Source organism: Listeria goaensis (assembly GCF_900186125.1).
Lineage (GTDB): Bacteria > Bacillota > Bacilli > Lactobacillales > Listeriaceae > Listeria > Listeria goaensis.
Genome location: NZ_FYBQ01000010.1, coordinates 96,674 through 119,604 on the forward strand (window position 1 = coordinate 96,674; position 22,931 = coordinate 119,604).

A 22,931-nucleotide genomic window follows, 5' to 3' on the forward strand; every position below is an offset into this window, starting at 1 on the left:
AATGTTAGTTCCAAAACGTGTTAAATATCGTCGTGAGTTTCGTGGTAACATGCGCGGACGTGCAAAAGGCGGAACTGAAGTAGCATTTGGTGAATACGGTCTTCAAGCGGTTGAAGCTTCTTGGATTACTAACCGTCAAATCGAAGCTGCTCGTATCGCTATGACTCGTTATATGAAACGTGGCGGTAAAGTTTGGATTAAAATTTTCCCTCATAAATCTTACACTTCTAAACCAATCGGGGTTCGGATGGGTAAAGGTAAAGGTGCTCCGGAAGGCTGGGTAAGCCCAGTTAAACGCGGCAAAATTATGTTCGAAATCGCAGGTGTACCTGAAGAAGTTGCGCGTGAAGCGTTACGTCTTGCGTCACACAAACTGCCGGTCAAAACTAAGATCGTAAAACGTGAAGAAATTGGTGGTGAAGCAAATGAAAGCTAATGATATCCGTGAACTATCCACTACCGAAATTAAAGATCAAGAAAAAGCGCTAAAAGAAGAGCTTTTCAACCTGCGCTTTCAATTAGCTACAGGACAATTGGAAAATACTGCACGTATTAGAGAAGTACGTAAATCTATCGCGCGCATGAAAACAATTGTTAAAGAAAGAGAACTTGCTTAAAAAGAAAATCGTAAGGAGGTTTTAATGCATGACTGACCGTAATCAACGTAAAATTTATACAGGTCGCGTAGTATCCGACAAAATGGATAAGACAATCACTGTAGTAGTTGAAACATACAAAAAGCATGGTTTGTATGGTAAACGCGTTAAGTATTCGAAAAAGTTCAAAGCGCATGATGAAAATAACACTGCTAAAGCTGGCGATATCGTTCGTATCATGGAAACTCGTCCTCTATCCGCAACTAAACGTTTCCGTTTAATTGATGTAGTAGAAGAAGCAGTAATTATCTAACGTTTATTATAAAAATAAGAAATTATTTCTTACCCGTTATTCTGGAAGGAGGGTGTCCTAATGATTCAACAAGAAAGTCGTATGAAAGTGGCTGATAACTCTGGCGCGCGTGAAGTGCTAACTATTAAAGTGCTAGGTGGATCAGGACGCAAAACTGCTAACATTGGCGATGTTGTCGTGTGTACCGTTAAACAAGCAACACCAGGCGGCGTTGTCAAAAAAGGTGAAGTTGTTAAAGCAGTAATCGTTCGTACTAAGAGTGGAGCACGTCGTCAAGATGGTTCTTACATCAAATTTGATGAAAATGCATGTGTCATTATCCGTGATGATAAAAGTCCTCGTGGAACACGTATTTTTGGACCTGTTGCTCGCGAACTTCGTGAAAACAACTTTATGAAGATCGTTTCTTTAGCTCCAGAAGTTCTTTAAAAAACAAGTTTCAAACCAAGGAGGTGCTAAGACTTATGCATGTCAAAAAAGGTGATAAAGTACAAGTTATTACTGGTAAAGATAAAGGCAAATCCGGCAAAATCCTTGCTGCATTTCCGAAAAAAGATCGTGTAATTGTTGAAGGAATTAACATGGTGAAAAAACATACGAAACCTTCCAACATCAATCCACAAGGTGGAATCTTGAATGTTGAGGCACCAATTCACGTATCAAACGTAATGCTTATCGACCCTAAAACTGGTGAACCTACTCGTGTAGGCTATGAAGTAAAAGGCGATAAAAAAGTACGTGTAGCTAAAAAATCCGGTGAAGTAATCGATAAATAAGTATTTGAGGAAGGAGGCAACATTACATGAATCGCCTTAAAGATCGCTATCTTAAGGAAATTGTTCCTGCTATGATGAGCAAGTTTAACTATTCTTCCGTTATGGAAGTACCAAAAATTGAAAAAATCGTAATCAACACTGGTGTTGGTGACGCAGTAGCAAACGCTAAAGTTTTAGACAGTGCTGTTGAAGAATTAGCTTTAATCACTGGTCAAAAACCTGTAATCACAAAAGCAAAAAACTCTATCGCTGGTTTCCGTCTTCGTGAAGGAATGCCAATCGGTGCTAAAGTAACGCTTCGTGGTGAGCGTATGTATGATTTCTTAGACAAATTAATTACTGTTTCACTTCCACGTGTACGTGACTTCCGTGGTGTTTCGAAAAAAGCTTTCGACGGCCGTGGGAACTATACGCTGGGTGTGAGAGAACAATTAATTTTCCCTGAAATTGATTATGATCAAGTATCTAAAGTTCGAGGTATGGATGTAGTTATTGTTACAACTGCCAAAACTGATGAAGAATCCCGTGAGTTATTAACTCTAGCTGGAATGCCGTTTCAAAAATAATCAATAATTAAAAGTAGGGAGGCGAAAACGTGGCTAAAAAGTCAATGATCGCTAAGCAAAAACGCGAACCAAAATTCGCAGTTCAAGCGTATACTCGTTGCGAACGTTGTGGACGTCCACATTCCGTTATTCGCAAATTCAAATTATGCCGTATTTGTTTCCGTGAACTTGCCTATAAAGGTCAAATTCCCGGCGTAAAAAAAGCAAGCTGGTAAGTTAAAGTTTAAGGAAGGAGGGTAATTACACATGGTGATGACAGATCCAATTGCAGATTTTCTAACTCGTATCCGTAATGCGAACATGGTAAAGCATGATAAATTAGAATTACCTGCGTCTAAAATCAAGAAAGAAATCGCTGAAATCCTGAAACGTGAAGGTTTTGTACGCGATGTTGAGTATATCGAAGACGACAAACAAGGCACTATCCGTGTTTTCTTAAAATATAGTCCGTCTGGCGAACGTGTAATCACTGGTTTGAAACGTATCAGTAAACCAGGTCTGCGTGTATACGCTAAATCAAATGAGGTGCCTAAAGTACTTAACGGTCTTGGTATCGCAATCGTATCAACTTCGCAAGGTGTTTTAACTGACAAAGAAGCTCGCGCTAAACAAGTCGGTGGAGAAGTTCTAGCATACGTTTGGTAAGAAATATATAACACAAGGAGGTGCGATAAATGTCCCGTATCGGTAAAAAGCCTATTACAATTCCTGCTGGTGTAACTGTTACACTTGACGGAGCTAAGGCTACAGTTAAAGGTCCTAAAGGTGAACTCGTTAAAGAGTTTAACCCAGACATTAAAATTGATATTGAAGGAAGCGAAATTAACATTTCCCGTCCAACTGATAATAAAACTCATCGTGCTCTTCATGGTACGACTCGTGCAATCTTAAATAACATGGTTGTCGGAGTATCTGAAGGCTACGAAAAAACTTTAGAATTAATCGGTGTCGGTTACCGTGCACAAAAACAAGGTTCTAAACTTGTTCTTAACGTAGGTTACTCTCATCCAGTAGAATTCGAAGCGCCAAAAGGTGTAGAAATTGATGTTCCTGCTAATACGAAAATTATCGTTAAAGGCTTCAATAAAGAACACGTTGGTGAACTAGCTGCGAATATTCGCGCTGTACGTCCGCCTGAGCCATACAAAGGCAAAGGTATTCGTTACGAAGGCGAATATGTACGCCGTAAAGAAGGTAAAACTGGTAAATAATGCCGCATAGGCTATTAGAGAAGAGGTGAGTCGTGTGATTACCAAAATCGACAAAAATAAAGTTCGTAAAAAGAGACATGCTCGTGTTCGTTCTAAAATTACTGGAACTGAAAGTCGTCCACGTTTAAACGTTTTTCGTTCTAATAAAAATATTTACGCTCAATTAATTGATGATGTAAATGGCGTGACACTTGTAAGTGCATCGAATTTAGATAAAGATTTCGCATCAAGCGAATCAAAAGTTGACGCTGCTAGCAAAGTTGGCGAATTAGTCGCAAAACGTGCTTCTGAAAAAGGAATTTCTGCTGTTGTATTTGACCGCGGAGGTTACTTATATCATGGTCGCGTAAAAGCTCTTGCTGAAGCTGCTCGTGAAAACGGATTACAATTCTAATAAGAAGGAGGGAAACCTTGCATGGCTGAAATTATTGATGGAAACAAATTAGATTTAGAAGAACGCGTTGTTACAATCAACCGTGTTGCTAAAGTAGTTAAAGGTGGTCGTCGTTTCCGCTTCACAGCACTTGTTGTTGTTGGTGATAAAAACGGTCACGTGGGCTTCGGTACTGGTAAAGCACAAGAAGTTCCAGACGCTATTCGTAAAGCTGTTGAAGATGCGAAGAAAAACATGGTATTCGTACCAACTGTTGACACAACAATTCCGCATACAGTTGTAGGTCACTTCGGTGGGGGAGAAATCCTTCTTAAACCTGCGAGCGCCGGTTCTGGTGTAACTGCTGGTGGTCCTGTTCGTGCCGTACTTGAGCTTGCTGGTGTTGCAGATGTATCTTCCAAATCACTTGGATCAAATACACCTATCAACATGGTGCGCGCTACAATCGACGGTATCAAACAACTTAAAAAAGCTGAAGAAGTTGCAAAACTTCGTGGCAAAACTGTAGAAGAATTGCTAGGATAAGGAGGGAATTATCATTATGGCTAAATTAGAAATCACTCTAAAACGTAGCTTAATCGGTCGTCCCGAACCACAACGTAAAACTGTTCAAGCATTAGGTCTTGGTAAAACAAATTCCGTTGTCGTTAAAGAAGATAATCCTGCAATTCGTGGGATGGTTAACAAAGTTAGTCATCTTCTGGACGTTAAAGAAGTTTAAGCGAAATTTTCAAATGTAATAAACTAGAATTAGGAGGAGGTGCTTGACATGAAACTACACGAACTTAAGCCTGCTGAAGGTTCTCGCAAAGAGCGTAATCGTGTTGGTCGTGGTACAGGCTCTGGTAACGGTAAAACTTCCGGTCGCGGACATAAAGGGCAAAAAGCTCGTTCCGGCGGCGGTGTACGTTTAGGTTTTGAAGGTGGACAACTTCCATTATTCCGCCGTATACCAAAACGTGGATTTACGAACATCAACCGTAAAGAATTCGCAGTTGTGAATTTAGATGTTTTAAATCGCTTTGAAGAAGGTACAGAAGTAACACCTGAATTATTAATTGAAACTGGTATTGTGCGTAATGCAAAATCTGGTATTAAAATCCTTTCAAATGGATCTATTGAGAAAAAACTTACAGTGAAAGCAAATAAATTTTCCACAGCTGCTAAGGAAGCAATCGAAGCCGCTGGTGGGAAAACTGAGGTGATCTAATGTTTTCAACGTTAGTCAACTTCTTTAGAGTAGCTGATATCCGTAAAAAAATTCTTTTCACAATTGCGATGTTAATTATTTTCCGTATTGGAACATTTGTGCCCGTGCCTGGGGTGAATGCTGCTGCATTGCAACAAACGATGGAAGGCGGGATTTTTGGCTTTCTAAACACATTTAATGGTGGAGCATTAAAAAACTTCTCCGTTTTAGCAATGGGTGTTATGCCGTACATCACGGCGTCCATCATTGTTCAACTATTACAAATGGATGTTGTTCCTAAACTTACGGAATGGGCGAAGCAAGGGGAAATGGGTCGTAAAAAACTCAACCAACTTACTCGTTATTTAACAATCATTTTAGGTTTAGTAGAAGCGTTTGGTATGGCATATGGCTTTAACAGACTTTCAGGATCTACTTTGATTTTTAATGCGTCAATTCCACAGTACATTCTAATTGCGATTGTACTAATGACAGGTACAATGTTCCTTATGTGGTTAGGGGAACAAATTACAGTTAAAGGTGTCGGTAATGGGGTTTCCATTATTATCTTTGCTGGTATCGTTGCACGTATTCCTGATGGTGTTCGTCAAGTTTACGTACAACAAATCGAAGGAGCTGGAGATCAGCTTTTCCTACACATTTTAGTTCTTGCTGGAATCGCACTAGCTGCACTTCTAATCGTAGTAGTAGTTATTTACTTCCAACAAGCTTTACGTAAAATCCCGATTCAATATTCAAAACGTGTTGCAGGTAACAAGCAAGCTGGTGCTCAGGCAACTCATTTGCCACTTAAACTTAACTCTGCTGGGGTTATTCCGGTAATCTTCGCGAGTGCGTTTATTATCACACCACAAACCATTCTTACTTTCTTTGATAGTAGTAATGAAGTTGTTGCTGTGCTCAAAAATGTGTTTGATTATACGAAACCTATCGGCATGATTTTATATGTAGCACTAATTATCGCATTCACTTATTTCTATGCTTTCATTCAAGTTAACCCTGAAAAAGTGGCTGACAATTTGAAGAAGCAAGGTGGATATATCCCTAGTAAACGCCCAGGTAGAGAAACACAAGCATATCTTACTTCGGTACTTTACCGTCTAACATTTGTTGGTGCACTTTTCCTAGCGGCAGTTGCTGTAATTCCAACTATCGGTACGACCGCTTTTGGTCTTCCTCAAACGCTCGCTATCGGTGGTACAAGTCTTCTAATCGTAATCGGTGTAGCACTAGATACAACGAAACAACTCGAAGGTCAACTTGTGAAACGGAATTATCGTGGGTTCATCAAATAACACGCAGGCACTTGCTTAGGATTACCTAGCAGGGCCCCTGCGCGTAGCCGAGGAGCGAAACAGTTGAAATTAGTATTAATGGGACTACCAGGAGCTGGAAAAGGTACTCAAGCTGAGAAAATTGTTGAAAAATATAATATCCCTCATATATCTACAGGGGATATGTTCCGCGCAGCGATGAAAAATGAAACAGATTTAGGACTAAAAGCTAAGTCTTACATGGATAAAGGTGATTTAGTTCCCGATGAAGTGACAAATGGTATTGTTCGTGAACGTTTAGCTCAAGATGATGCAAGAAACGGGTTTCTATTAGATGGCTTTCCACGCACAGTGGCACAAGCTGAAGAGCTGGAAAACATATTGAAAGATTTAGGAACAGAACTTGATGCTGTCATTAACATTAATGTTGATAAAGAAATTTTGATGAAACGCCTAACGGGCCGCTGGATTTGTAAAACTTGTGGTCGCACGTATCATGAAATTTATAATCCACCCAAAGTTGCAGGTAAATGTGACGTGGATGGAACAGAACTTTATCAACGTGAAGATGACAAAAAAGAAACTGTTGAAAATCGTTTGAATGTCAATATGAAACAAACAGAACCTCTTCTTAATTTCTATAAAGAAACAGGTAAGCTTCACAACGTAAACGGTGAACAAGATATCAATGATGTTTTTGCGGATGTGGACAAGATTCTTGCTGCTTTCTAAGTGCGGAAAGTGCTTGCCCTGCTAACAAATTAATACGTGCAAATTCAATTGGATTGTAGTATAATGGATAATTGGCAGTGGAATAAAAGCATCATAGCAAATCATGATGAACGAGAGAACCATTTGAAGATCATCCGAAAGATTATATCGAGCTTTAACTTTGAGTAATGTTTGCTCAAAATCTCGGCATTACGGATTCACTCTGTGGGTTGTCTAAAAACACCGAAAACGTTGCAAATATGCGACGAGTTTTGGCTTGTTTACCGTTTTTTCATGTAATCAAGTTTTACACTGATAAAATTTAGTAACCAAGTGGTCTAGTAACCGAGAAGGAGGTAGCGAACATATGGCTAAAGAAGATGTAATCGAAGTGGAAGGCGTTGTTCAAGAAACTTTACCAAATGCGATGTTCAATGTAGAACTCGAAAATGGTCATAAAGTGCTTGCCACTGTTTCTGGTAAAATTCGTATGCACTACATCCGTATTTTACCTGGGGACAAAGTGACAGTTGAGCTTTCCCCGTATGATTTAACTCGTGGAAGAATCACTTATCGTTTTAAATAATTTGCACTCCGAAATTGAATTTATATACCGGTCTGGTTCGCCAGCTTAGTACGTATCGGTTTATAGAGACACTTTCTCTAATAAACAAGGAGGTATATGGAATATGAAAGTAAGACCATCCGTTAAACCTATGTGCGAAAAATGTAAAGTTATTCGTCGTAAAGGTAAAGTAATGGTGATTTGTGAAAACCCTAAACATAAGCAAAAACAAGGATAATATAAGGAGGTGCTTGACTAAATGGCACGTATTGCAGGTGTGGACGTTCCACGTGAAAAACGTATTGTTATTTCCCTGACTTACATTTACGGTATTGGTAAACAAACTGCTATTCAAGTTTTGAAAGAAGCAGGCGTTTCTGAAGATACTCGTACTCGTGATTTAACAGAAGAAGAATTAGGTAAAATCCGTGAAATCGTTGACCGTATTAAAGTAGAAGGTGATCTTCGTCGTGAAGTGAACTTGAACATTAAACGTCTGATTGAAATCGGTTCTTACCGTGGTATGCGTCACCGTCGTGGACTTCCCGTTCGTGGACAAAATACTAAAAATAATGCTCGTACTCGTAAAGGTCCTTCTAAGACTGTTGCAGGTAAGAAGAAATAATAAGTTAGTAAAGGAGGTAGTAAGTGAATGGCACGTAAAACAAATACTCGTAAACGTCGTGTGAAAAAGAATATCGAAAGCGGTATTGCACATATTCGTTCTACATTTAATAATACGATTGTAATGATTACTGACACGCATGGAAATGCTTTAGCTTGGTCTAGCGCTGGTGCTTTAGGATTTAAAGGTTCTCGTAAATCTACTCCTTTTGCAGCTCAAATGGCAGCTGAAAGTGCAGCTAAATCAGCTCAAGAACATGGTTTGAAAACTTTAGAAGTAACTGTTAAAGGTCCAGGTGCTGGTCGTGAAGCAGCTATTCGTGCTCTTCAAGCAGCAGGTCTTGAAGTTACTGCAATTAAAGATGTAACTCCAGTTCCCCACAATGGTTGTCGTCCTCCAAAACGTCGTCGTGTATAAGTAGTCGTATTTCTTATGCCACTCTATACTTCGATTGTTAAACTTGTAAAGAGGTTCGACTAGATTTAGGAAATAAGACGTTTTGAAGGAGGGTAAATTTGAATGATCGAAATTGAAAAGCCAAAAATCGAGACGATTGAGATCAGCGATGATGCCAAGTATGGAAAGTTTGTTGTAGAACCACTTGAGCGTGGATATGGTACAACTTTGGGTAACTCCTTACGTCGTATTCTATTATCTTCACTACCAGGTGCTGCAGTCACTTCAATTCAAATTGATGGTGCATTGCATGAGTTTTCTGTTATTGAAGGTGTAGTTGAAGATGTGACAACAATGATTTTAAATATCAAGAAACTTGCACTTAAAGTTTACTCTGATGAAGAAAAAACATTGGAAATTGATATGCAAGGACCAGGTGTTGTAACTGCTGGAGATATTAATTATGACAGTGATGTTGAAATTTTAAATCCAGATTTGCATATTGCTACATTAAGTGATAATGCGAAATTCCATGTGCGCTTGAATGCCACTCGTGGTCGTGGTTATACGCCAGCTGACCAAAACAAACGTGAAAGTATGCCTATTGGTGTTCTTCCAATAGACTCTATTTTCTCTCCAGTAATTCGTGTGAATTATCAAGTTGAAAATACACGTGTAGGTCAATCGACAAATTATGATAAGCTAACTTTTGATGTTTTAACTGATGGAAGCATTAGCCCAGAAGAAGCTGTATCTCTTGGTGCAAAAATCCTTTCTGAGCATTTGAGCATCTTTGTTAACTTAACAGACGAAGCCCAAAAAGCGGAAATTATGATTGAAAAAGAAGAAAGCCATAAAGAGAAAGTGCTTGAAATGACAATTGAAGAATTAGATCTTTCTGTTCGTTCTTATAACTGTCTAAAACGCGCTGGAATCAATACTGTACAAGAATTAGCTGACAAATCAGAAGATGATATGATGAAAGTTCGTAACTTGGGTCGTAAATCTCTTGAGGAAGTTAAAGTTAAGCTTGCTGACCTTGGCTTAGGTCTAAGAAACGAAAACTGATAGAAAAGTAAGGAGGGAATTCCATGGGTTACAGAAAATTAGGCCGTACGAGCTCACAACGTAAAGCGTTACTACGTGATCTTGCAACGGATTTAATCGTACATGAACGTATCGAAACAACTGAAGCTCGCGCTAAAGAGATTCGTAAAGTTGTTGAAAAACTTATTACTTCCGGTAAAAAAGGTGACTTGCACGCTCGTCGTCAAGCTGCTGCTTTTGTTCGCCATGAAGTTGCTGACGTTAAACAAGTTGACGTAACAAACAAAAAAGGCGAAACTGTGAAGAAAAACCAAGCGGTATACGCGCTTCAAAAACTATTTGATGATGTAGCACCTCGTTATGCTGATCGTCAAGGTGGTTACACTCGTATTTACAAAAAAGGACCTCGTCGTGGTGACGGTGCTCCAATGGTAATTATCGAGTTAGTTTAATAGAAAATGTATGAAAGCAAGTAGAGTGTCATGATAAGCAGGGAAACCTGACTTGTCTAGCTCTGTGCGCCTTCTTCTGTTTAAAACGGGGAGGGCGCAGGCTTTTTTTATTTCTGTCCAGACTCAAAGTCATTTACTTTGAGTTTTTTTGTGTTCAAAAACTAAATTGTTTCCAAGAAAAGCATGATTTTAAAACAAGCTTTGCGTGTTATGGCGCTTTATACTATAATAAATAAGGTGTAGCCTGTATGAAAGAGGTGCGAATAATGGCGGAAGATTTTGTGAAGATAGATCACGTTTTTTATAAATATGATGATGAGTCGAGCTATGCAGTGCATGATGTGACTTTTTCTGTCGAAAAAGGTGAATGGTTGGCGCTAGTAGGTCATAATGGTTCAGGGAAATCGACTCTTGCTAGACTTTTGAACGGCTTGCTTTTCCCAGAAAAAGGGTTAATTAAAATCGGGCACTATGTTTTGTCAGAAAAGACGATTTGGGATATCCGCAGACAAGTCGGTATGGTTTTCCAAAATCCTGATAATCAATTTGTGGGCGCGACTGTGCAGGATGACGTCGCGTTTGGATTAGAGAACCACGGCGTACCTCATGATGATATGGTGGAGCGTGTGAGCGAGGCGCTACGTGAAGTTGGCATGCAAGAATACAAGGAGCACGAACCGGCTCGTTTGTCTGGTGGTCAGAAGCAACGGGTAGCCATTGCTGGTGTGTTGGCGCTCAAACCGGATGTCATTATTTTGGATGAAGCGACGTCCATGTTAGACCCGCGTGGGAGAGCTGAAGTGATGGAGACTATTCGCAGGCTTAGGGAAAAGGAAGATATTACGGTTATTTCGATTACGCATGACTTGGATGAGGTGCTTTATGCTGACCGGGTCATCGTGATGAATGAAGGAGAACGTTTCAGAGAAGGCACTCCAAAAGAAATTTTTAAAAATGCGGAAGAAATGAAACAAATTGGTTTAGGTGTACCCTTTATTGTTGAACTGGAAGGACAGCTAGAACAGCAAGGGGTACCAATTGGCGAGCCAGTTTTATCGGAAGGAGAGCTGTTAAATTTATTATGGGAATCAAACTCGAGCAAGTAGGATACTGTTATCAAAAAAATAGCCCTTTTGAGAAACGTGCGCTCACTGATGTGAATGTGACATTTGAAACTGGCAGTTATACGGCCGTCATTGGCCACACTGGATCGGGGAAATCGACGCTCGTACAACATTTGAATGCCTTGCTTTTACCTACTGAGGGGAAAATAACGCTGTTTGATCGTGAAATGATTGCCGGTGTGAAGCAAAAAAAATTACGCGATATCCGGCGCCGTGTGGGCATCGTGTTTCAGTTTCCAGAAGCCCAATTGTTTGAAGAAACGGTGTTAAAAGACATTATGTTTGGGCCGCTTAATTTTGGGGCGACAAAAGAAGAGGCGGAAAAACGTGCGCGCGAAGTCATTCAAGATGTAGGTTTAACAGACGCGATTTTGGAACGATCTCCATTTGAACTTTCGGGCGGTCAAAAACGGCGTGTCGCCATTGCTGGTGTGCTGGCGATGGAACCGGAAGTCCTCGTGCTAGATGAGCCGACTGCTGGTCTTGATCCGCATGGGCGGCAGGAAATTATGGAAATGTTTTATGAACTGCATCAAAATAAAAAATTGACGACCATCTTGGTTACACATAGCATGGAAGATGCGGCGCGTTACGCTGAAAAGATTGTGCTTATGAAAGACGGCACGGTGAATCAAGTCGGGGATCCCCGTACGATTTTTACGGAGTCGGAAAAGCTTCTCAATTTAGGGCTTTTAGTACCAGAAGTGGTTCGGTTTCAGCGGAATTTTGAGCGCAAATTTAATGTAACGCTATCCAAAACATGTTTAAATATGGAGGAATTGTTGCAGGAGATTGTGCCGTTTTTAGCTAAGGATGCGTCGCCGTTATGATGGATAAAATGATTTTAGGGCGGTACATTCCGAGCGATTCGTGGTTACATAAAATAGATCCGCGCGCTAAGATTACGGCTGTCATGGCATTTATTGTCATTGTTTTTTTGGCGAATAATTGGCTGACCTACGCGGTCTTGTTTGTATATGTTTTAGCATTAGTTTTGACCTCGAAAATTCCTTTTCTCTTCTTTCTAAAAGGCTTGCAACCAATCATGTGGCTGATTCTTTTAACATTATTACTTCAAGTTTTTTTCACACAAGGGGGAGAAACGTTATTTGCGCTTGGACCAATTAAAGTGACAACACTAGGGCTTATGAACGGGGTTAAAATGTTTTGTCGCTTCGTGCTAATTGTGTTCATGACAACGCTTCTCACGCTTACCACAAGTCCGATTGAACTTACAGATGGTCTTGAGAAAATTTTGGCGCCGTTCCGAATTGTGCGCCTTCCGGTTCATGAATTGGCTCTTATGCTTAGCATTTCGCTGCGCTTCATTCCAACTTTGATGGACGAAACGGAGAAGATAATGAAGGCTCAAAAAGCGCGTGGCGTTGAGTTTACAAGTGGCAAAATTAGCGACCGCATTCGAGCAATTGTTCCGCTGCTTATCCCGCTATTTATCAGCGCGTTTAAACGTGCTGAAGATTTGGCGATTGCGATGGAAGCGCGCGGCTACCGCGGTGGACACGGGCGAACGAGATTCCGCTTGCTGAAATGGCGTTTTGCAGATACAGGTTTACTCATTTCGCTTATCATTTTGACGGGTATTTTAGTATTACTTAGAAATTAGGAGGCGTTTTTGTGACGCGATATAAAGCGGTTATTGCCTATGATGGCAGTGACTTTTCTGGCTATCAAGTGCAGCCGAATGGACGCACAGTGCAAGAAGAAATTGAAAAAGCGCTGAAAAAAATGCATAAAGGTAATTTTGGGCGGATTGTTGCGTCAGGCCGAACGGATACTGGTGTTCACGCAACAGGACAGGTCATTCATTTTGATTCGCCGCTTCAAATCGAGCCGGAAAAGTTCCGGATTGCCTTGCAAACAGGAACACCGCGCGACATTAGCTTTCTATCCGTAGAAAAGGTTTCGGACGATTTTCACGCGCGCTTCGACGTAACTGGCAAGGAATATCGCTACGTTATCGATCGTTCCAAAATCTTTAATCCGTTTAAAAGGGATTTTGCGCTACATTTCCCGTATGCACTAGACCTTGAAAAAATGGGCTCAGTCGCAAAGCTCCTAATTGGAGAACACGACTTCACGAGCTTTTGTTCGGCGAGGGCGGAACAAGAAAGCAAAGTGCGGACGATTTACCATATCGAAATTGTCGAAGTCGATGAAACGACACTCATGATTTCGTATCAGGGAAGCGGCTTTTTATATAATATGGTGCGGATTTTAACCGGCGTTCTATTAGATGCTGGGCAGGGGAAGCTTAGTGAAGCAGATATTCTGCGTGCTTTTAATGCCAAAAGTCGTGAAGCTTTAAGAAGTAAAACAGCGCCTCCAGAAGGCTTATATTTGCATACTGTTTTTTATGATTGATTGTTATATTCAAATAAAACATGATATACTTATAAAAGATATGACAAATTATAAAGGATGTATGGCATGAATGATACAAAGTACGAATTGATTGCAAGTGATATAAGGCGAAAAATCCAAGAAGGTGCCTATGAAGTAAACGAACAACTTCCTTTTGAGAAGGATTTATGTAAAGCATACAATGCGAGTAGAATTACGATTAGAAAAGCAATGGACATGCTCGTAAATGAAGGCCTCATCTATAAACGTAGAGGGTCAGGAAGCTATGTGAAAGGCGCTGAAATGAGCGCGCAGCTCCAAGCGACGACTTTAGAAAATTTTTCAGGGAAAGACATTACAACAGAGGTAATTGATTTCACGGTAATAAAATCACCCGATGATATTGCAGAAAAGCTTAAAATCTCCTCGTTTGATTTTGTTTATGATATACGAAGGTTGCATAAAAAGAATAATTCTCCCTTTGCGATTGAACAAAGTTACATGCCGATTCAGCTCATTCAAGGAATACGTTTGGACGTACTGACAACATCCATTTATAATTTTGTTAAAGATGAAATTGGTCTTGTTCCAAAAAGCGTGCATCGTCAGCTAAATGCCTGTCATCCTTCGAAAAATGATGAGAAGTTGCTTGAGGTTGACTGGAATTTTCCGCTGCTTGAGATGGAACAAATTGTGTATTTAGACAATGGAAAGCCTTGTGAATACTCTGTTTCTAAAATTAAAACGGGAGAATACAAATTCCAAACCGTGAATATTATTTAAAGAAAGCCAGATAGGTTTTCTTTTTTTGTTCCCTGATATGTTATAACTTATATAAATAAGTATTGACTTATATAGAAAAAACGTTATACTAATAATTAAGAAAACGTTTTCTAAACTAACATACAAGGGGTCTTTAACAATGAAAATAGCACTGTTTTGTAGTGGTGGCATGTCCACAAGTTTAGTAGGGTCGAAAATGCAGAAAGCTTATGATGCGCAAGGTGTTAAAAATGTGACTGTAGAGGCGTATGATTTTGCGATGATTGATGAAATTGGTCATGAAGTAGATGTCATCATCATTGCGCCACAAATTGCTTGGGCGTTTGAACAAGTCAAAGCTGCACATCCAGATAAAAAAGTTGTTGATTTAACAATGGCAGAGTTTGGGGCGATGGACGGAGTTTCTATTATTAAACGGCTTGAAAACGAAGGAGTGAATCCTGAATGACTAGCGGGAAATTTTCGAAATTTCAAACAGCGTTCACTCGAATTGTTGGAAAAATCGCAGCGAATAAGTTGCTTTTAACACTACGTGATACATTCATTTTAGTAGCTGCAGTAACCATGATCGCTGGTTTTGCGATAATGATTAGTTCCGTATTTCTTGATCCAAACGGGCTGATTTTTGGACAGCAAGGTTTACATTTAGGGAAGTTAATTAGCGGTTCATGGGATGCATGGGCAAGTTCAAACTTCGCTGAAACGCTAGTCTACATACAATCGCTTATCAATTTATTTTCTCAAGGGGCATTATCTGTATTCTCCTTGCTCATTGTAGTCGTGTTCTCCTATACTTTCTCTAAGAAATTTTTCCCGAAAAATAAAGAACACATGACATCGGTTTTATATGCGATGGCCGCATTTTTCATCTGCTTACCGTGGAACTATGATTATGTAGTAGGAAATAAACATGTAGAAATTACGGGAATGCTGAATTCCAATTTTTTAGGAACACAAGGTGTTTTTTCAGCACTATTAATTAGTGGCTTAGCCGTTTGGATTTATAACATAGTACTCGAAAGAAATATAGTTATTAAAATGCCAGATTCTGTACCACCAGCAGTTGCGAGAAGCTTTGAATCGCTTATCCCGGGAATCATTACACTAGCCGTTTTTGTTGCAGGAACAGGGCTTAGCGTGGGATTGGCAGGTGTTTCACTTCCAGAATTATTGCTGCAAATCTTGCAAAAACCAGCCATGGCCATCTCAGGCACAGCTATCTTTGCGCTTGTCGTCCAAATCACTTGGCCGCTCTTGCAATGGTTTGGGATTCACCCGACATCGATTTGGGGCCCGGTATTTGGTGTAACTTGGAACGTGGCTGATACAGAAAACATGATGGGAACCGCCAAACATTTATATTCAACCATGTTCATGAACTTTTCGACGATTGCAGCCGGAACGTTCGCGCTTGCTCCGGTTATTGCATTACTTATCTTCTCTAAAGTAAACTCGGATAAAAAGGTGGCTAAAATTGCGTTAATGCCCGCTGTCTTTAATATTAGTGAGCCAATCACATTTGGTTTGCCAATTGTTCTAAACCCAATCATGTTTGTGCCGTTTGTTATCGTGCAACCCATTTGTTTTTATCTTGCCGTATTCTTTACGGAAATTGGTTTTATCGATGTTATCACAAATAATGTTCCGTGGACGGTGCCGCCGCTCATTTCAGGGCTTCTTTTCACCGGGACGATAAACGGTGCCATTGTACAGCTTGTCAATTTGGTTGTTGCGACATTTATTTATCTGCCGTTTATTAAAATCGCCAATCAAATGAATCAAAAGCGTTTAGGGGATGTTTAAATGGATGAAAAAAGACTAGAAGAAGCTATGCAACTAATTTTCATCGCTGGCAATGCTAAAACGCAAGCCATGAAAGCAATTTTAAAAGCAGAAGAAGGCGACGCAGTAGAAGCAGAAGCTATGCTGCAACAAGCAAAAAAGGAATTGCACGGCGCGCATGCGATTCAAACGAATTGGCTTACAAGCGAAATGAATGATACGGAAGTTGAAAAAAGCATTTTGCTTATCCATTCGCAAGATCATTTTATGGCAGCGACAACGACAATTGATATGGCAGAACGATTTTGTGTGCTTTACAAAAAATTGGAGGTAAATTGAATGAGTTTCCAACTTGCTAAAGTTTTTAAAAACCGAATGATCTTACAACGTGACGAGCCACTGCGGTTTTTCGGGAAAGCTAAGCCAGGCGTAGTTGTGACAGTTCAAATTGGAGAGGAAGTTTGGTCGAGTGAGGCAGACCAAACCTCCTCTTTTGAAATTGTGACGAAAGCGTTCAAAACGGGCATATCGCCCGACATTTCCATCTCAGCTTTAGACAAAAAAGTGGTTTTGAGAAATTGTCTATTTGGTGATGTTTTCTTAGTTTCTGGTCAGTCTAACATCGAATATCGGTTGAAACAAGATGCTGAGTACGAAAAAGAGCAGCCGTGCTTCCGAAATTTGGGGAATCTGCGCTTTTACAACCTTTTAGCCCCCGATGATGAAAAAGCAGAGCCGTTTTGCTGGGAAGACGTGAACGGAAACATTTCTGCGGTAGCTTATTATTTTGCCAAACAGCTGCGCCTAAAAAATCCCGCTGTCCCAATTGGAATTGTCGGCTGCTTTAAAGGTGGAACCTCGATTTCAAGCTGGCTCCCGGAAGCCATGTTGCGAGGCAATTCGCTATTTAGCGAACGGTTTATTCAGCCATTTGAACGTGAAATTTCCGGCAAAAGCTCGCATGATTTTGAGCGCTTACTGGAAATCTACCAAGAAGCCGTCACCATTTATACGGCGAAACGAGAAAAATACATCGCGGACCATCCCGAATTGACACTCCAAGAAGTGAAACAAATTGTGGGGCACACGCCTTGGCCGCCACCCGCAACACCAGATAGCTACCGTGCGCCCGGTATGCTCTACACCAAAATGTTCTCGGAAGCGCATAAAATGAATTTTTCCGCTGTTCTATGGTATCAAGGCGAAGAAGACGCACAAAACGCAGACCTTTACGACTTTTTGCTAGAAAAATTGGTCCAAGAATGGCGTATCCATCTTGGAAATAAGCCGTTTTTTATTGTCCAACTGCCAAAATACCAGGACGCCCCAAAAGACTCTTGGGCGCTACTGCGCGAAAAACAAGAAAGCGTCACGCGGAAGTTCGCGAATTTGCACTTAGTGGTCACAATTGATTGCGGCGAATCGTACAACATTCACCCCATTTCAAAACGAGCCATCGGTGAGCGAATCTCCTTTTTATACGAGAAAAAAGAAAGCAGTCCCATGTTCGAACGTGTAGAGAAAATATCGGAGAACCACATCAAAATCACGATTAAACACGCAAAAGAACTAACGCTTATGGGTGAAAATTGCGTTTCTGCCTCTTTCCACTTAAAAGGAAATTGTCTGTTTGTGGACGTTTCCCCTGAAACGAAAAAAGTAACTTACGCGTACGAAAACCACCCTGAAGGTTATTTGGTAAATGAAGCAGGCGTTCCCGTGTCCCCATTTAAAGTATCGTTGCCATTGTAATTTTTTCTGGAATTTCCATTGACTTTTACCCTTAAAAATTGTATTATGGACTATGGTATTGTTTACCCCACAATATGCCCCGGAAGGTTGTTGTGTTGAATAAAACAATAGTAAGAAATTTTTATGATGTTTCGGAACAAGGAACGGTTCCGGGCGCAATTTTTAATTTATTAGGAGGGTAACTCATGCGTACAACTTATATGGCGAAACCAGGCGAAGTAGAACGTAAATGGTACGTGATCGACGCTGAAGGTGTTTCTCTAGGTCGTTTATCTAGCGAAGTAGCATCAATTCTTCGTGGTAAAACTAAACCACAATTTACTCCACATGTTGATACTGGAGATTTTGTAATCGTAATTAACGCTGGTAAGGTTGGTCTTACTGGTAAAAAAGCAACTGACAAAATTTATTACCGTCACTCTCAATATCCAGGCGGTTTAAAATCTCGTACTGCAGGCGAAATGCGTACGAACAATCCTGAGAAATTAATCGAGCTATCTGTAAAAGGTATGCTTCCAAAGAATTCTCTTGGACGTCAACAATTTAAAAAATTACACGTATACGGTGGAAGCGAGCATGAACATGCAGCGCAACAACCAGAAGTATACGAATTACGCGGTTAATTATTAAAGGAGGGAAATTATCGTGGCAGAAGTACAATATTACGGAACTGGTCGTCGTAAAAGCTCTGTAGCTCGTGTACGTTTAGTACCTGGCGACGGCAAAGTTGTTATCAATAATCGTGATTGGGAAGATTACATCCCATTCGCTGCACTACGTGAAGTAATCAAACAACCTTTAGTAGCAACTGAAACTTTAGGTAACTACGATGTATTAGTAAACGTTCACGGTGGTGGATACACTGGTCAAGCTGGTGCAATCCGTCACGGCGTTGCACGTGCACTATTACAAGTGGCTCCTGAGTACCGTCCTGCGCTTAAATCTGCTGGACTACTTACTCGTGACCCACGTATGAAAGAACGTAAAAAATACGGACTTAAAGGCGCTCGTCGCGCACCTCAGTTCTCAAAACGTTAATCTTATGCGTTGTAAACCCGCTTCCTATTTTTGGAAAGCGGGTTTTTTGTTGCTTATTTTACTTTGTGTGCTCATCTATTTAGTCAACTTTAAACTCCAAGTTTCTCCTTAAGCGCCTCTGTCAACGTCTGAGAAAAATTAATATTTTCTTCTTCGGCCATATCTGAAAGCCATTCTGGAATTGTTAAATTCTTCCTGATTTTTTTTGAATAATATTTTCTGCGATAAGCTGCTAAATCTAGTCCGATTAAGGCAACATCTTTGTCAGGGAATGATGTGCTCACTTCTTTAATTGTGCTAGCTTTTGGGAATGTATCGTAATCTTCCAAGCTGAAGCCAAGAATTTCCTCCGCCATTTCAAATGCTTCTTCTAAAGTTTCCCCTTGTGTTGTTGCTGTTGGAATGTCAGGGAAATCAACAAGAATATACTTTCCGTCTTGCTCTAAAGTGATTGGGTAAACGACGTTCACGGTCATTACTATACGCCTCCTTGTTCATATTCATGTAATTTCCTGTAAGTATAATTTAGAGCACTTTTGCAAGCAGTCATTTTAGTCCTGCTTGCTTAAGAATGCTTTGTTCTAAGCCTTTTCCTAAGTCTTTATTGTGAATGGGAATGATAACCGTTCGATTAGACTCAGGATGGTACATCTTCAAATGACTGCCTCTTTGGGTTACGATTTCGAACCCTTTCTTACCTAGAAGCCTAACCATCTGCTTAGCTGTCATCGGCATCTTGAAGACCCCATCTCTATGATATTTAATGCTTAATTTGATTATACGCATTATATGCGCATCAGTCAAGTGCTGATTTTTAGTATAAATATGGTAAACTCATTTATTTCTTGCGCAAACCTGACTAGCGACGTTTACATGTCAAGGCTTTAGGTGGCTTCAGTGGGAAATGCAGAATTAATTTTGTGTTTTCCCTTGCTCTCAAAATGTATATATGCTAATATACACATATAAAGAAAAGGGAAGTGATCCAATGTCCAACCACAATCATTCACACGACCACGGTCATAGCCATAATCACGCGCACAACGCCAACAAAAAAACACTCTTCATCTGTTTTCTTCTCATCGCGACTTTCATGATTGTTGAGGTTGTCGGTGGAATTTTAACCAACAGTTTGGCACTCTTATCAGACGCTGGGCACATGCTTAGTGATGCTGCAGCGCTAGGGCTTAGTTTACTTGCATTTAAATTCGGTGAGAAACAGGCGAACGCGCGTAAGACTTATGGCTATAAACGTTTTGAAATACTAGCCGCTTTTTTGAACGGACTGACCCTGATTGTCATTTCGCTTTATATATTTTACGAAGCGTATCATCGCTTTTTTGCTCCACCAGAAGTTGTTGGGGCAGGCATGATGACCATTTCCGTCATCGGCTTACTTATAAACGTTTTAGTTGCCTTTATTTTGATGAAAGGCGGAGATACAAGTGAAAATTTAAATATGCGTAGTGCATTTCTGCACGTCCTTGGAGACTTGCTTGGCTCTGTGGGCGCGATAATTGCGGCGCTGTTAATCATTTTCTTCGGCTGGAATATCGCCGATCCAATTGCGAGTGTCATCGTCGCAGTCCTGATTTTAGTTAGTGGCATTCGTGTTTTCCGTGACTCCGTCGATGTTTTAATGGAAGGAAAACCTGCGAACGTGGATTTTGAACAAATTCATGATTTTTTACAAAAGCAAGAAGGTGTTGTTTCTGTGCACGACTTGCATGTGTGGTCGATTACTTCGGATTTCCCGTCGCTTACCGTGCATTTGCAGGTGGCTGAAGGGATTGACAGGGATCTTCTTTTGGAAAAAATTCAGGCTGAGCTTACGGCGGAATTTCAAATTTCGCATTGCACGATCCAAATGGAGCGACATCACGGACATGAGCATTGCAATTAAATAAAAAAACAGCGGCCAAATTTGACCGCTGTTTTTTATGCCTTACCGACTTCCGAATAAGGTTGTGCATGAAGCATCCAAGTGATGCCGTATTTATCGGTGAATTGCCCCATTTTACCGCCCCAAAATTGTTCTTCGTAAGGCATGGAAATTTCAACTTGACCGGATTTTGCAAGCTTGTCGAAAAACTCATTAGATTCTTTTAAAGCTTGCTCGTCTTCCCAGTTCACATCGAGCATAATGGAGATTTGACGTGTAGGCTCAATATCATTGCCAAACGAATCAGAACAGTAAAGTTCGGCGCCTAAAATACGAAACTCTGCATGCATTGTAGCATCATCAATTTTATCAAGCGGAACATTGAATTCCTCAGCTTGATTTGGCTCAACTTTCACGCGTCTAATGTTTGTTGCCCCGAAAAATTCTTCGTAGTACTCTAAAGCTTCTTTTGCATTTTCAAACGACAAATATGGATAAATTTGTGCCATTTTATCACTCCTTTCCTATAGTTTACTCGCTGCGCATCATTTATTCAAAGGAAAATCTACTTTTTAGTTAAAAAATTTCAAGTAAAAGTTTGCCTATGATATAATAATGTAATCGTATACATTTTATGGAGGGGAAAGCATGTTAAATGAACAGCAAGTTGGTAAATTGTTAGAACGATTGGTAGACCCAGTTTTGGAGGCAACAATCGAAGAAACGAATGGCATCATTGAAACCGAGATTATAAAGCCGGACGGAATCCGAATCCGACTAGCGCTTGCGGATCCAGAAATTGAAACCGCTGCTTTTACCCAAAATATAAAAGAGCTTTTAGGGCAATTTGGCTTTGGCGATATCGATTTAGAGTTGGACTATCTACCGGCTGCAACGATTGAGAGAATCTTGGAAGCGCGCGACAATATTTTAGCCGAAGGAAGTAAAACGAAATTTATTGCGATAGCCAGCGGGAAAGGTGGCGTCGGCAAATCTACAGTCGCCGCTAATTTAGCTGCCGCGCTTGCTAGACAAGGTAAAAAAGTTGGTGTGCTAGATGCGGATATCTACGGTTTTAGCCTTCCCGTCTTATTTGGTGAAATGTCAGCGCCGCGCAAAGAAGGCAATTTCATCATTCCTGTCCAAACACACGGTGTAAATATGATTTCAATGGACTTTTTTGTAGAAAAGGGCGAGCCGGTTATTTGGCGAGGTCCAATGCTTGGGAAAATGGTAAAAATGTTTCTCGAAGAAGTAAAGTGGGGAGAACTCGACTTTTTGCTTATCGACTTGCCACCAGGAACCGGCGACGTAGCGCTTGACATTCACACACTTCTCCCATCTTGCTATGAACTTATTATCACGACGCCGCATTTCGCGGCTGCCCAAGTTGCGTCTCGTGCAGGCTACATGGCCGAGAAAAACGGCCACCACATTTTAGGTGTTATTGAAAACATGACCGCCCTAAAAATCGATGGCAAATCTATCCAGTTGTTTGGACAAGGTGGTGGAGAAAAAGTAGCGCGCGACCTAAAAGCACCGTTACTTGCGCAATTAGAGATGGCCCAGCCGCAAAAAAACGCATCCGGCTATATTGATGGCATATATGATACAAGCGACAATTTATACAATGAATACGATTCTCTAGCAAAAAAAGTACTCCACACAACCAATGAAATCCCTCATTAATAATGGGTAGTTTAGTTATTTATGCATCTATATATACAGTGACGAAACTTTTTTTGAAATAAAACATAAAAAGTTTTGAAAAACTATTGACGAATGCATAAAAAGTTGGTATATTTATAAACGTTGCTGATGCGTTAAGCGCGCACAGGACAAAAGAAAGAATGACCTTTGAAAACTGAACAAAACGAAGATGAAAAAGCGATGAAACAGATGTTTCACCAATCAATTCATAGGACAGGAAACAAAAAGATGTTTCCAAAAAAGTAAGAAACAAGCTAGCAAAGTCAATTTGTGACGCTAAGGAAACTTATTCACGGTGTTGAATAAGTATTCAAATTCGATTTATTTTAAAGAGAGTTTGATCCTGGCTCAGGACGAACGCTG

Annotated in this window: 37 protein-coding genes; 34 read left to right on the forward strand and 3 right to left on the reverse strand. The window is 40.4% G+C overall.

Translation table 11 applies throughout. The features are described from left to right. Position 1: 1 nt before the first annotated feature. The 32 genes from rplP to rpsI all read left to right on the forward strand — a co-directional run bounded on the left by rplP (position 2) and on the right by rpsI (position 18,976). Complete coding sequence (rplP, locus tag CFT42_RS11545; RefSeq protein ID WP_007474821.1) at positions 2 to 436, forward strand: 50S ribosomal protein L16; 435 nt, start codon at positions 2 to 4, stop codon at positions 434 to 436. Continuing rightward, positions 426 to 617, forward strand: coding sequence for a 50S ribosomal protein L29 (gene rpmC / locus CFT42_RS11550; RefSeq protein ID WP_007474820.1), 192 nt, complete (start codon positions 426 to 428; stop codon positions 615 to 617). Before rplP ends, rpmC begins: the two co-directional genes overlap by 11 nt. 28 nt (positions 618 to 645) lie before the next feature. Further along, positions 646 to 909, forward strand: a complete 264-nt coding sequence (gene rpsQ / locus CFT42_RS11555) for a 30S ribosomal protein S17 (RefSeq protein WP_088810709.1) — start codon at positions 646 to 648, stop codon at positions 907 to 909. Positions 910 to 969: 60 nt separating this feature from the next. Beyond that, the gene (gene rplN, locus CFT42_RS11560) at positions 970 to 1,338 is read left to right on the forward strand and encodes a 50S ribosomal protein L14 (protein ID WP_003723686.1); all 369 of its coding nucleotides are present in this window, start codon (positions 970 to 972) and stop codon (positions 1,336 to 1,338) included. A 35-nt stretch (positions 1,339 to 1,373) separates the two neighbouring features. Then, entirely contained in the window at positions 1,374 to 1,685 is a 312-nt protein-coding gene (rplX, locus tag CFT42_RS11565) for a 50S ribosomal protein L24 (protein WP_007474807.1), read from the forward strand. A gap of 26 nt (positions 1,686 to 1,711) precedes the next feature. Further along, positions 1,712 to 2,251: a 50S ribosomal protein L5 gene (gene rplE / locus CFT42_RS11570; protein WP_007542993.1), complete on the forward strand. Its 540-nt coding sequence runs from the start codon at positions 1,712 to 1,714 to the stop codon at positions 2,249 to 2,251. A gap of 29 nt (positions 2,252 to 2,280) precedes the next feature. Next, positions 2,281 to 2,466 carry a type Z 30S ribosomal protein S14 gene (locus CFT42_RS11575; protein WP_007474803.1) on the forward strand — a complete coding sequence of 62 codons (186 nt, stop codon included), beginning with the start codon at positions 2,281 to 2,283 and terminating at the stop codon, positions 2,464 to 2,466. Positions 2,467 to 2,497: 31 nt separating this feature from the next. Next, complete coding sequence (rpsH, locus tag CFT42_RS11580) at positions 2,498 to 2,896, forward strand: 30S ribosomal protein S8 (protein ID WP_007474801.1); 399 nt, start codon at positions 2,498 to 2,500, stop codon at positions 2,894 to 2,896. Between the two features lie 29 nt (positions 2,897 to 2,925). Next, positions 2,926 to 3,462 carry a 50S ribosomal protein L6 gene (rplF, locus tag CFT42_RS11585; RefSeq protein WP_088810710.1) on the forward strand — a complete coding sequence of 179 codons (537 nt, stop codon included), beginning with the start codon at positions 2,926 to 2,928 and terminating at the stop codon, positions 3,460 to 3,462. Positions 3,463 to 3,496: 34 nt separating this feature from the next. Next, positions 3,497 to 3,856, forward strand: a complete 360-nt coding sequence (gene rplR / locus CFT42_RS11590) for a 50S ribosomal protein L18 (RefSeq protein ID WP_088810711.1) — start codon at positions 3,497 to 3,499, stop codon at positions 3,854 to 3,856. 21 nt (positions 3,857 to 3,877) lie between these two features. Beyond that, a complete protein-coding gene (gene rpsE / locus CFT42_RS11595; protein WP_007474795.1) occupies positions 3,878 to 4,381 on the forward strand; it encodes a 30S ribosomal protein S5 in 504 nt (167 codons plus the stop codon). A gap of 16 nt (positions 4,382 to 4,397) precedes the next feature. Further along, positions 4,398 to 4,577 (forward strand): 50S ribosomal protein L30, encoded by a 180-nt coding sequence (gene rpmD, locus CFT42_RS11600; protein WP_088810712.1) that lies wholly within the window; start codon positions 4,398 to 4,400, stop codon positions 4,575 to 4,577. Positions 4,578 to 4,625: 48 nt separating this feature from the next. Continuing rightward, positions 4,626 to 5,066, forward strand: coding sequence for a 50S ribosomal protein L15 (rplO, locus tag CFT42_RS11605; protein ID WP_088810713.1), 441 nt, complete (start codon positions 4,626 to 4,628; stop codon positions 5,064 to 5,066). Next, positions 5,066 to 6,361 (forward strand): preprotein translocase subunit SecY, encoded by a 1,296-nt coding sequence (secY, locus tag CFT42_RS11610; protein WP_088810714.1) that lies wholly within the window; start codon positions 5,066 to 5,068, stop codon positions 6,359 to 6,361. The genes rplO and secY overlap by 1 nt, the downstream gene beginning before the upstream one ends. A 63-nt stretch (positions 6,362 to 6,424) precedes the next feature. Continuing rightward, the gene (locus tag CFT42_RS11615; RefSeq protein WP_088810715.1) at positions 6,425 to 7,072 is read left to right on the forward strand and encodes an adenylate kinase; all 648 of its coding nucleotides are present in this window, start codon (positions 6,425 to 6,427) and stop codon (positions 7,070 to 7,072) included. A 346-nt stretch (positions 7,073 to 7,418) separates the two neighbouring features. Continuing rightward, entirely contained in the window at positions 7,419 to 7,637 is a 219-nt protein-coding gene (gene infA / locus CFT42_RS11620; RefSeq protein ID WP_003720929.1) for a translation initiation factor IF-1, read from the forward strand. A 103-nt stretch (positions 7,638 to 7,740) separates the two neighbouring features. Continuing rightward, positions 7,741 to 7,854, forward strand: coding sequence for a 50S ribosomal protein L36 (rpmJ, locus tag CFT42_RS11625; RefSeq protein WP_003720928.1), 114 nt, complete (start codon positions 7,741 to 7,743; stop codon positions 7,852 to 7,854). Positions 7,855 to 7,875: 21 nt separating this feature from the next. Next, positions 7,876 to 8,241, forward strand: coding sequence for a 30S ribosomal protein S13 (rpsM, locus tag CFT42_RS11630; protein WP_007474664.1), 366 nt, complete (start codon positions 7,876 to 7,878; stop codon positions 8,239 to 8,241). A 27-nt stretch (positions 8,242 to 8,268) separates the two neighbouring features. Beyond that, complete coding sequence (rpsK, locus tag CFT42_RS11635) at positions 8,269 to 8,658, forward strand: 30S ribosomal protein S11 (protein ID WP_007474662.1); 390 nt, start codon at positions 8,269 to 8,271, stop codon at positions 8,656 to 8,658. A 102-nt stretch (positions 8,659 to 8,760) separates the two neighbouring features. Beyond that, positions 8,761 to 9,705 (forward strand): DNA-directed RNA polymerase subunit alpha, encoded by a 945-nt coding sequence (locus tag CFT42_RS11640; protein WP_007474660.1) that lies wholly within the window; start codon positions 8,761 to 8,763, stop codon positions 9,703 to 9,705. Positions 9,706 to 9,728: 23 nt separating this feature from the next. Continuing rightward, positions 9,729 to 10,136 (forward strand): 50S ribosomal protein L17, encoded by a 408-nt coding sequence (gene rplQ / locus CFT42_RS11645; RefSeq protein WP_088810716.1) that lies wholly within the window; start codon positions 9,729 to 9,731, stop codon positions 10,134 to 10,136. A gap of 266 nt (positions 10,137 to 10,402) precedes the next feature. Then, positions 10,403 to 11,242: an energy-coupling factor ABC transporter ATP-binding protein gene (locus tag CFT42_RS11650; RefSeq protein WP_088816189.1), complete on the forward strand. Its 840-nt coding sequence runs from the start codon at positions 10,403 to 10,405 to the stop codon at positions 11,240 to 11,242. Then, positions 11,218 to 12,090, forward strand: a complete 873-nt coding sequence (locus CFT42_RS11655; RefSeq protein WP_088816190.1) for an energy-coupling factor ABC transporter ATP-binding protein — start codon at positions 11,218 to 11,220, stop codon at positions 12,088 to 12,090. The genes CFT42_RS11650 and CFT42_RS11655 overlap by 25 nt, the downstream gene beginning before the upstream one ends. Further along, complete coding sequence (locus CFT42_RS11660; RefSeq protein ID WP_088810719.1) at positions 12,087 to 12,884, forward strand: energy-coupling factor transporter transmembrane component T family protein; 798 nt, start codon at positions 12,087 to 12,089, stop codon at positions 12,882 to 12,884. Before CFT42_RS11655 ends, CFT42_RS11660 begins: the two co-directional genes overlap by 4 nt. 11 nt (positions 12,885 to 12,895) lie before the next feature. Continuing rightward, positions 12,896 to 13,642, forward strand: a complete 747-nt coding sequence (gene truA, locus CFT42_RS11665; RefSeq protein ID WP_088816191.1) for a tRNA pseudouridine(38-40) synthase TruA — start codon at positions 12,896 to 12,898, stop codon at positions 13,640 to 13,642. A gap of 66 nt (positions 13,643 to 13,708) precedes the next feature. Then, a complete protein-coding gene (locus CFT42_RS11670; protein ID WP_159458169.1) occupies positions 13,709 to 14,404 on the forward strand; it encodes a GntR family transcriptional regulator in 696 nt (231 codons plus the stop codon). A 139-nt stretch (positions 14,405 to 14,543) separates the two neighbouring features. Beyond that, complete coding sequence (locus CFT42_RS11675) at positions 14,544 to 14,852, forward strand: PTS sugar transporter subunit IIB (protein WP_088810722.1); 309 nt, start codon at positions 14,544 to 14,546, stop codon at positions 14,850 to 14,852. Continuing rightward, the gene (locus CFT42_RS11680) at positions 14,849 to 16,207 is read left to right on the forward strand and encodes a PTS sugar transporter subunit IIC (protein WP_088810723.1); all 1,359 of its coding nucleotides are present in this window, start codon (positions 14,849 to 14,851) and stop codon (positions 16,205 to 16,207) included. Before CFT42_RS11675 ends, CFT42_RS11680 begins: the two co-directional genes overlap by 4 nt. After that, a complete protein-coding gene (locus CFT42_RS11685) occupies positions 16,208 to 16,525 on the forward strand; it encodes a PTS lactose/cellobiose transporter subunit IIA (RefSeq protein ID WP_088810724.1) in 318 nt (105 codons plus the stop codon). It begins immediately after the preceding gene. Next, the gene (locus tag CFT42_RS11690) at positions 16,526 to 17,938 is read left to right on the forward strand and encodes a sialate O-acetylesterase (RefSeq protein WP_088810725.1); all 1,413 of its coding nucleotides are present in this window, start codon (positions 16,526 to 16,528) and stop codon (positions 17,936 to 17,938) included. 185 nt (positions 17,939 to 18,123) lie between these two features. After that, positions 18,124 to 18,561: a 50S ribosomal protein L13 gene (gene rplM, locus CFT42_RS11695; RefSeq protein ID WP_088810726.1), complete on the forward strand. Its 438-nt coding sequence runs from the start codon at positions 18,124 to 18,126 to the stop codon at positions 18,559 to 18,561. Positions 18,562 to 18,583: 22 nt separating this feature from the next. Then, positions 18,584 to 18,976: a 30S ribosomal protein S9 gene (gene rpsI / locus CFT42_RS11700; protein ID WP_007474648.1), complete on the forward strand. Its 393-nt coding sequence runs from the start codon at positions 18,584 to 18,586 to the stop codon at positions 18,974 to 18,976. Between the two features lie 89 nt (positions 18,977 to 19,065). Here rpsI and CFT42_RS11705 read toward each other — a convergent pair whose 3' ends face one another. Both CFT42_RS11705 and CFT42_RS11710 read right to left on the reverse strand, forming a co-directional pair. Beyond that, positions 19,066 to 19,452, reverse strand: a complete 387-nt coding sequence (locus tag CFT42_RS11705) for a type II toxin-antitoxin system HicB family antitoxin (RefSeq protein ID WP_088810727.1) — start codon at positions 19,450 to 19,452, stop codon at positions 19,066 to 19,068. Between the two features lie 70 nt (positions 19,453 to 19,522). Then, positions 19,523 to 19,711, reverse strand: a complete 189-nt coding sequence (locus CFT42_RS11710; RefSeq protein ID WP_088816193.1) for a type II toxin-antitoxin system HicA family toxin — start codon at positions 19,709 to 19,711, stop codon at positions 19,523 to 19,525. A gap of 253 nt (positions 19,712 to 19,964) precedes the next feature. On the opposite strand from CFT42_RS11710, the gene CFT42_RS11715 reads away from it, so the two are divergent. Continuing rightward, positions 19,965 to 20,879 (forward strand): cation diffusion facilitator family transporter, encoded by a 915-nt coding sequence (locus tag CFT42_RS11715; protein ID WP_088816194.1) that lies wholly within the window; start codon positions 19,965 to 19,967, stop codon positions 20,877 to 20,879. 35 nt (positions 20,880 to 20,914) lie between these two features. Here the strand turns inward: CFT42_RS11715 and CFT42_RS11720 are convergent, their stop codons facing one another. Further along, positions 20,915 to 21,367, reverse strand: coding sequence for a VOC family protein (locus tag CFT42_RS11720; protein WP_088810732.1), 453 nt, complete (start codon positions 21,365 to 21,367; stop codon positions 20,915 to 20,917). 139 nt (positions 21,368 to 21,506) lie between these two features. Between CFT42_RS11720 and CFT42_RS11725 the strand changes: the two genes are divergently transcribed. Then, a complete protein-coding gene (locus tag CFT42_RS11725; protein WP_088816195.1) occupies positions 21,507 to 22,547 on the forward strand; it encodes a P-loop NTPase in 1,041 nt (346 codons plus the stop codon). Positions 22,548 to 22,931 lie beyond the last annotated feature (384 nt).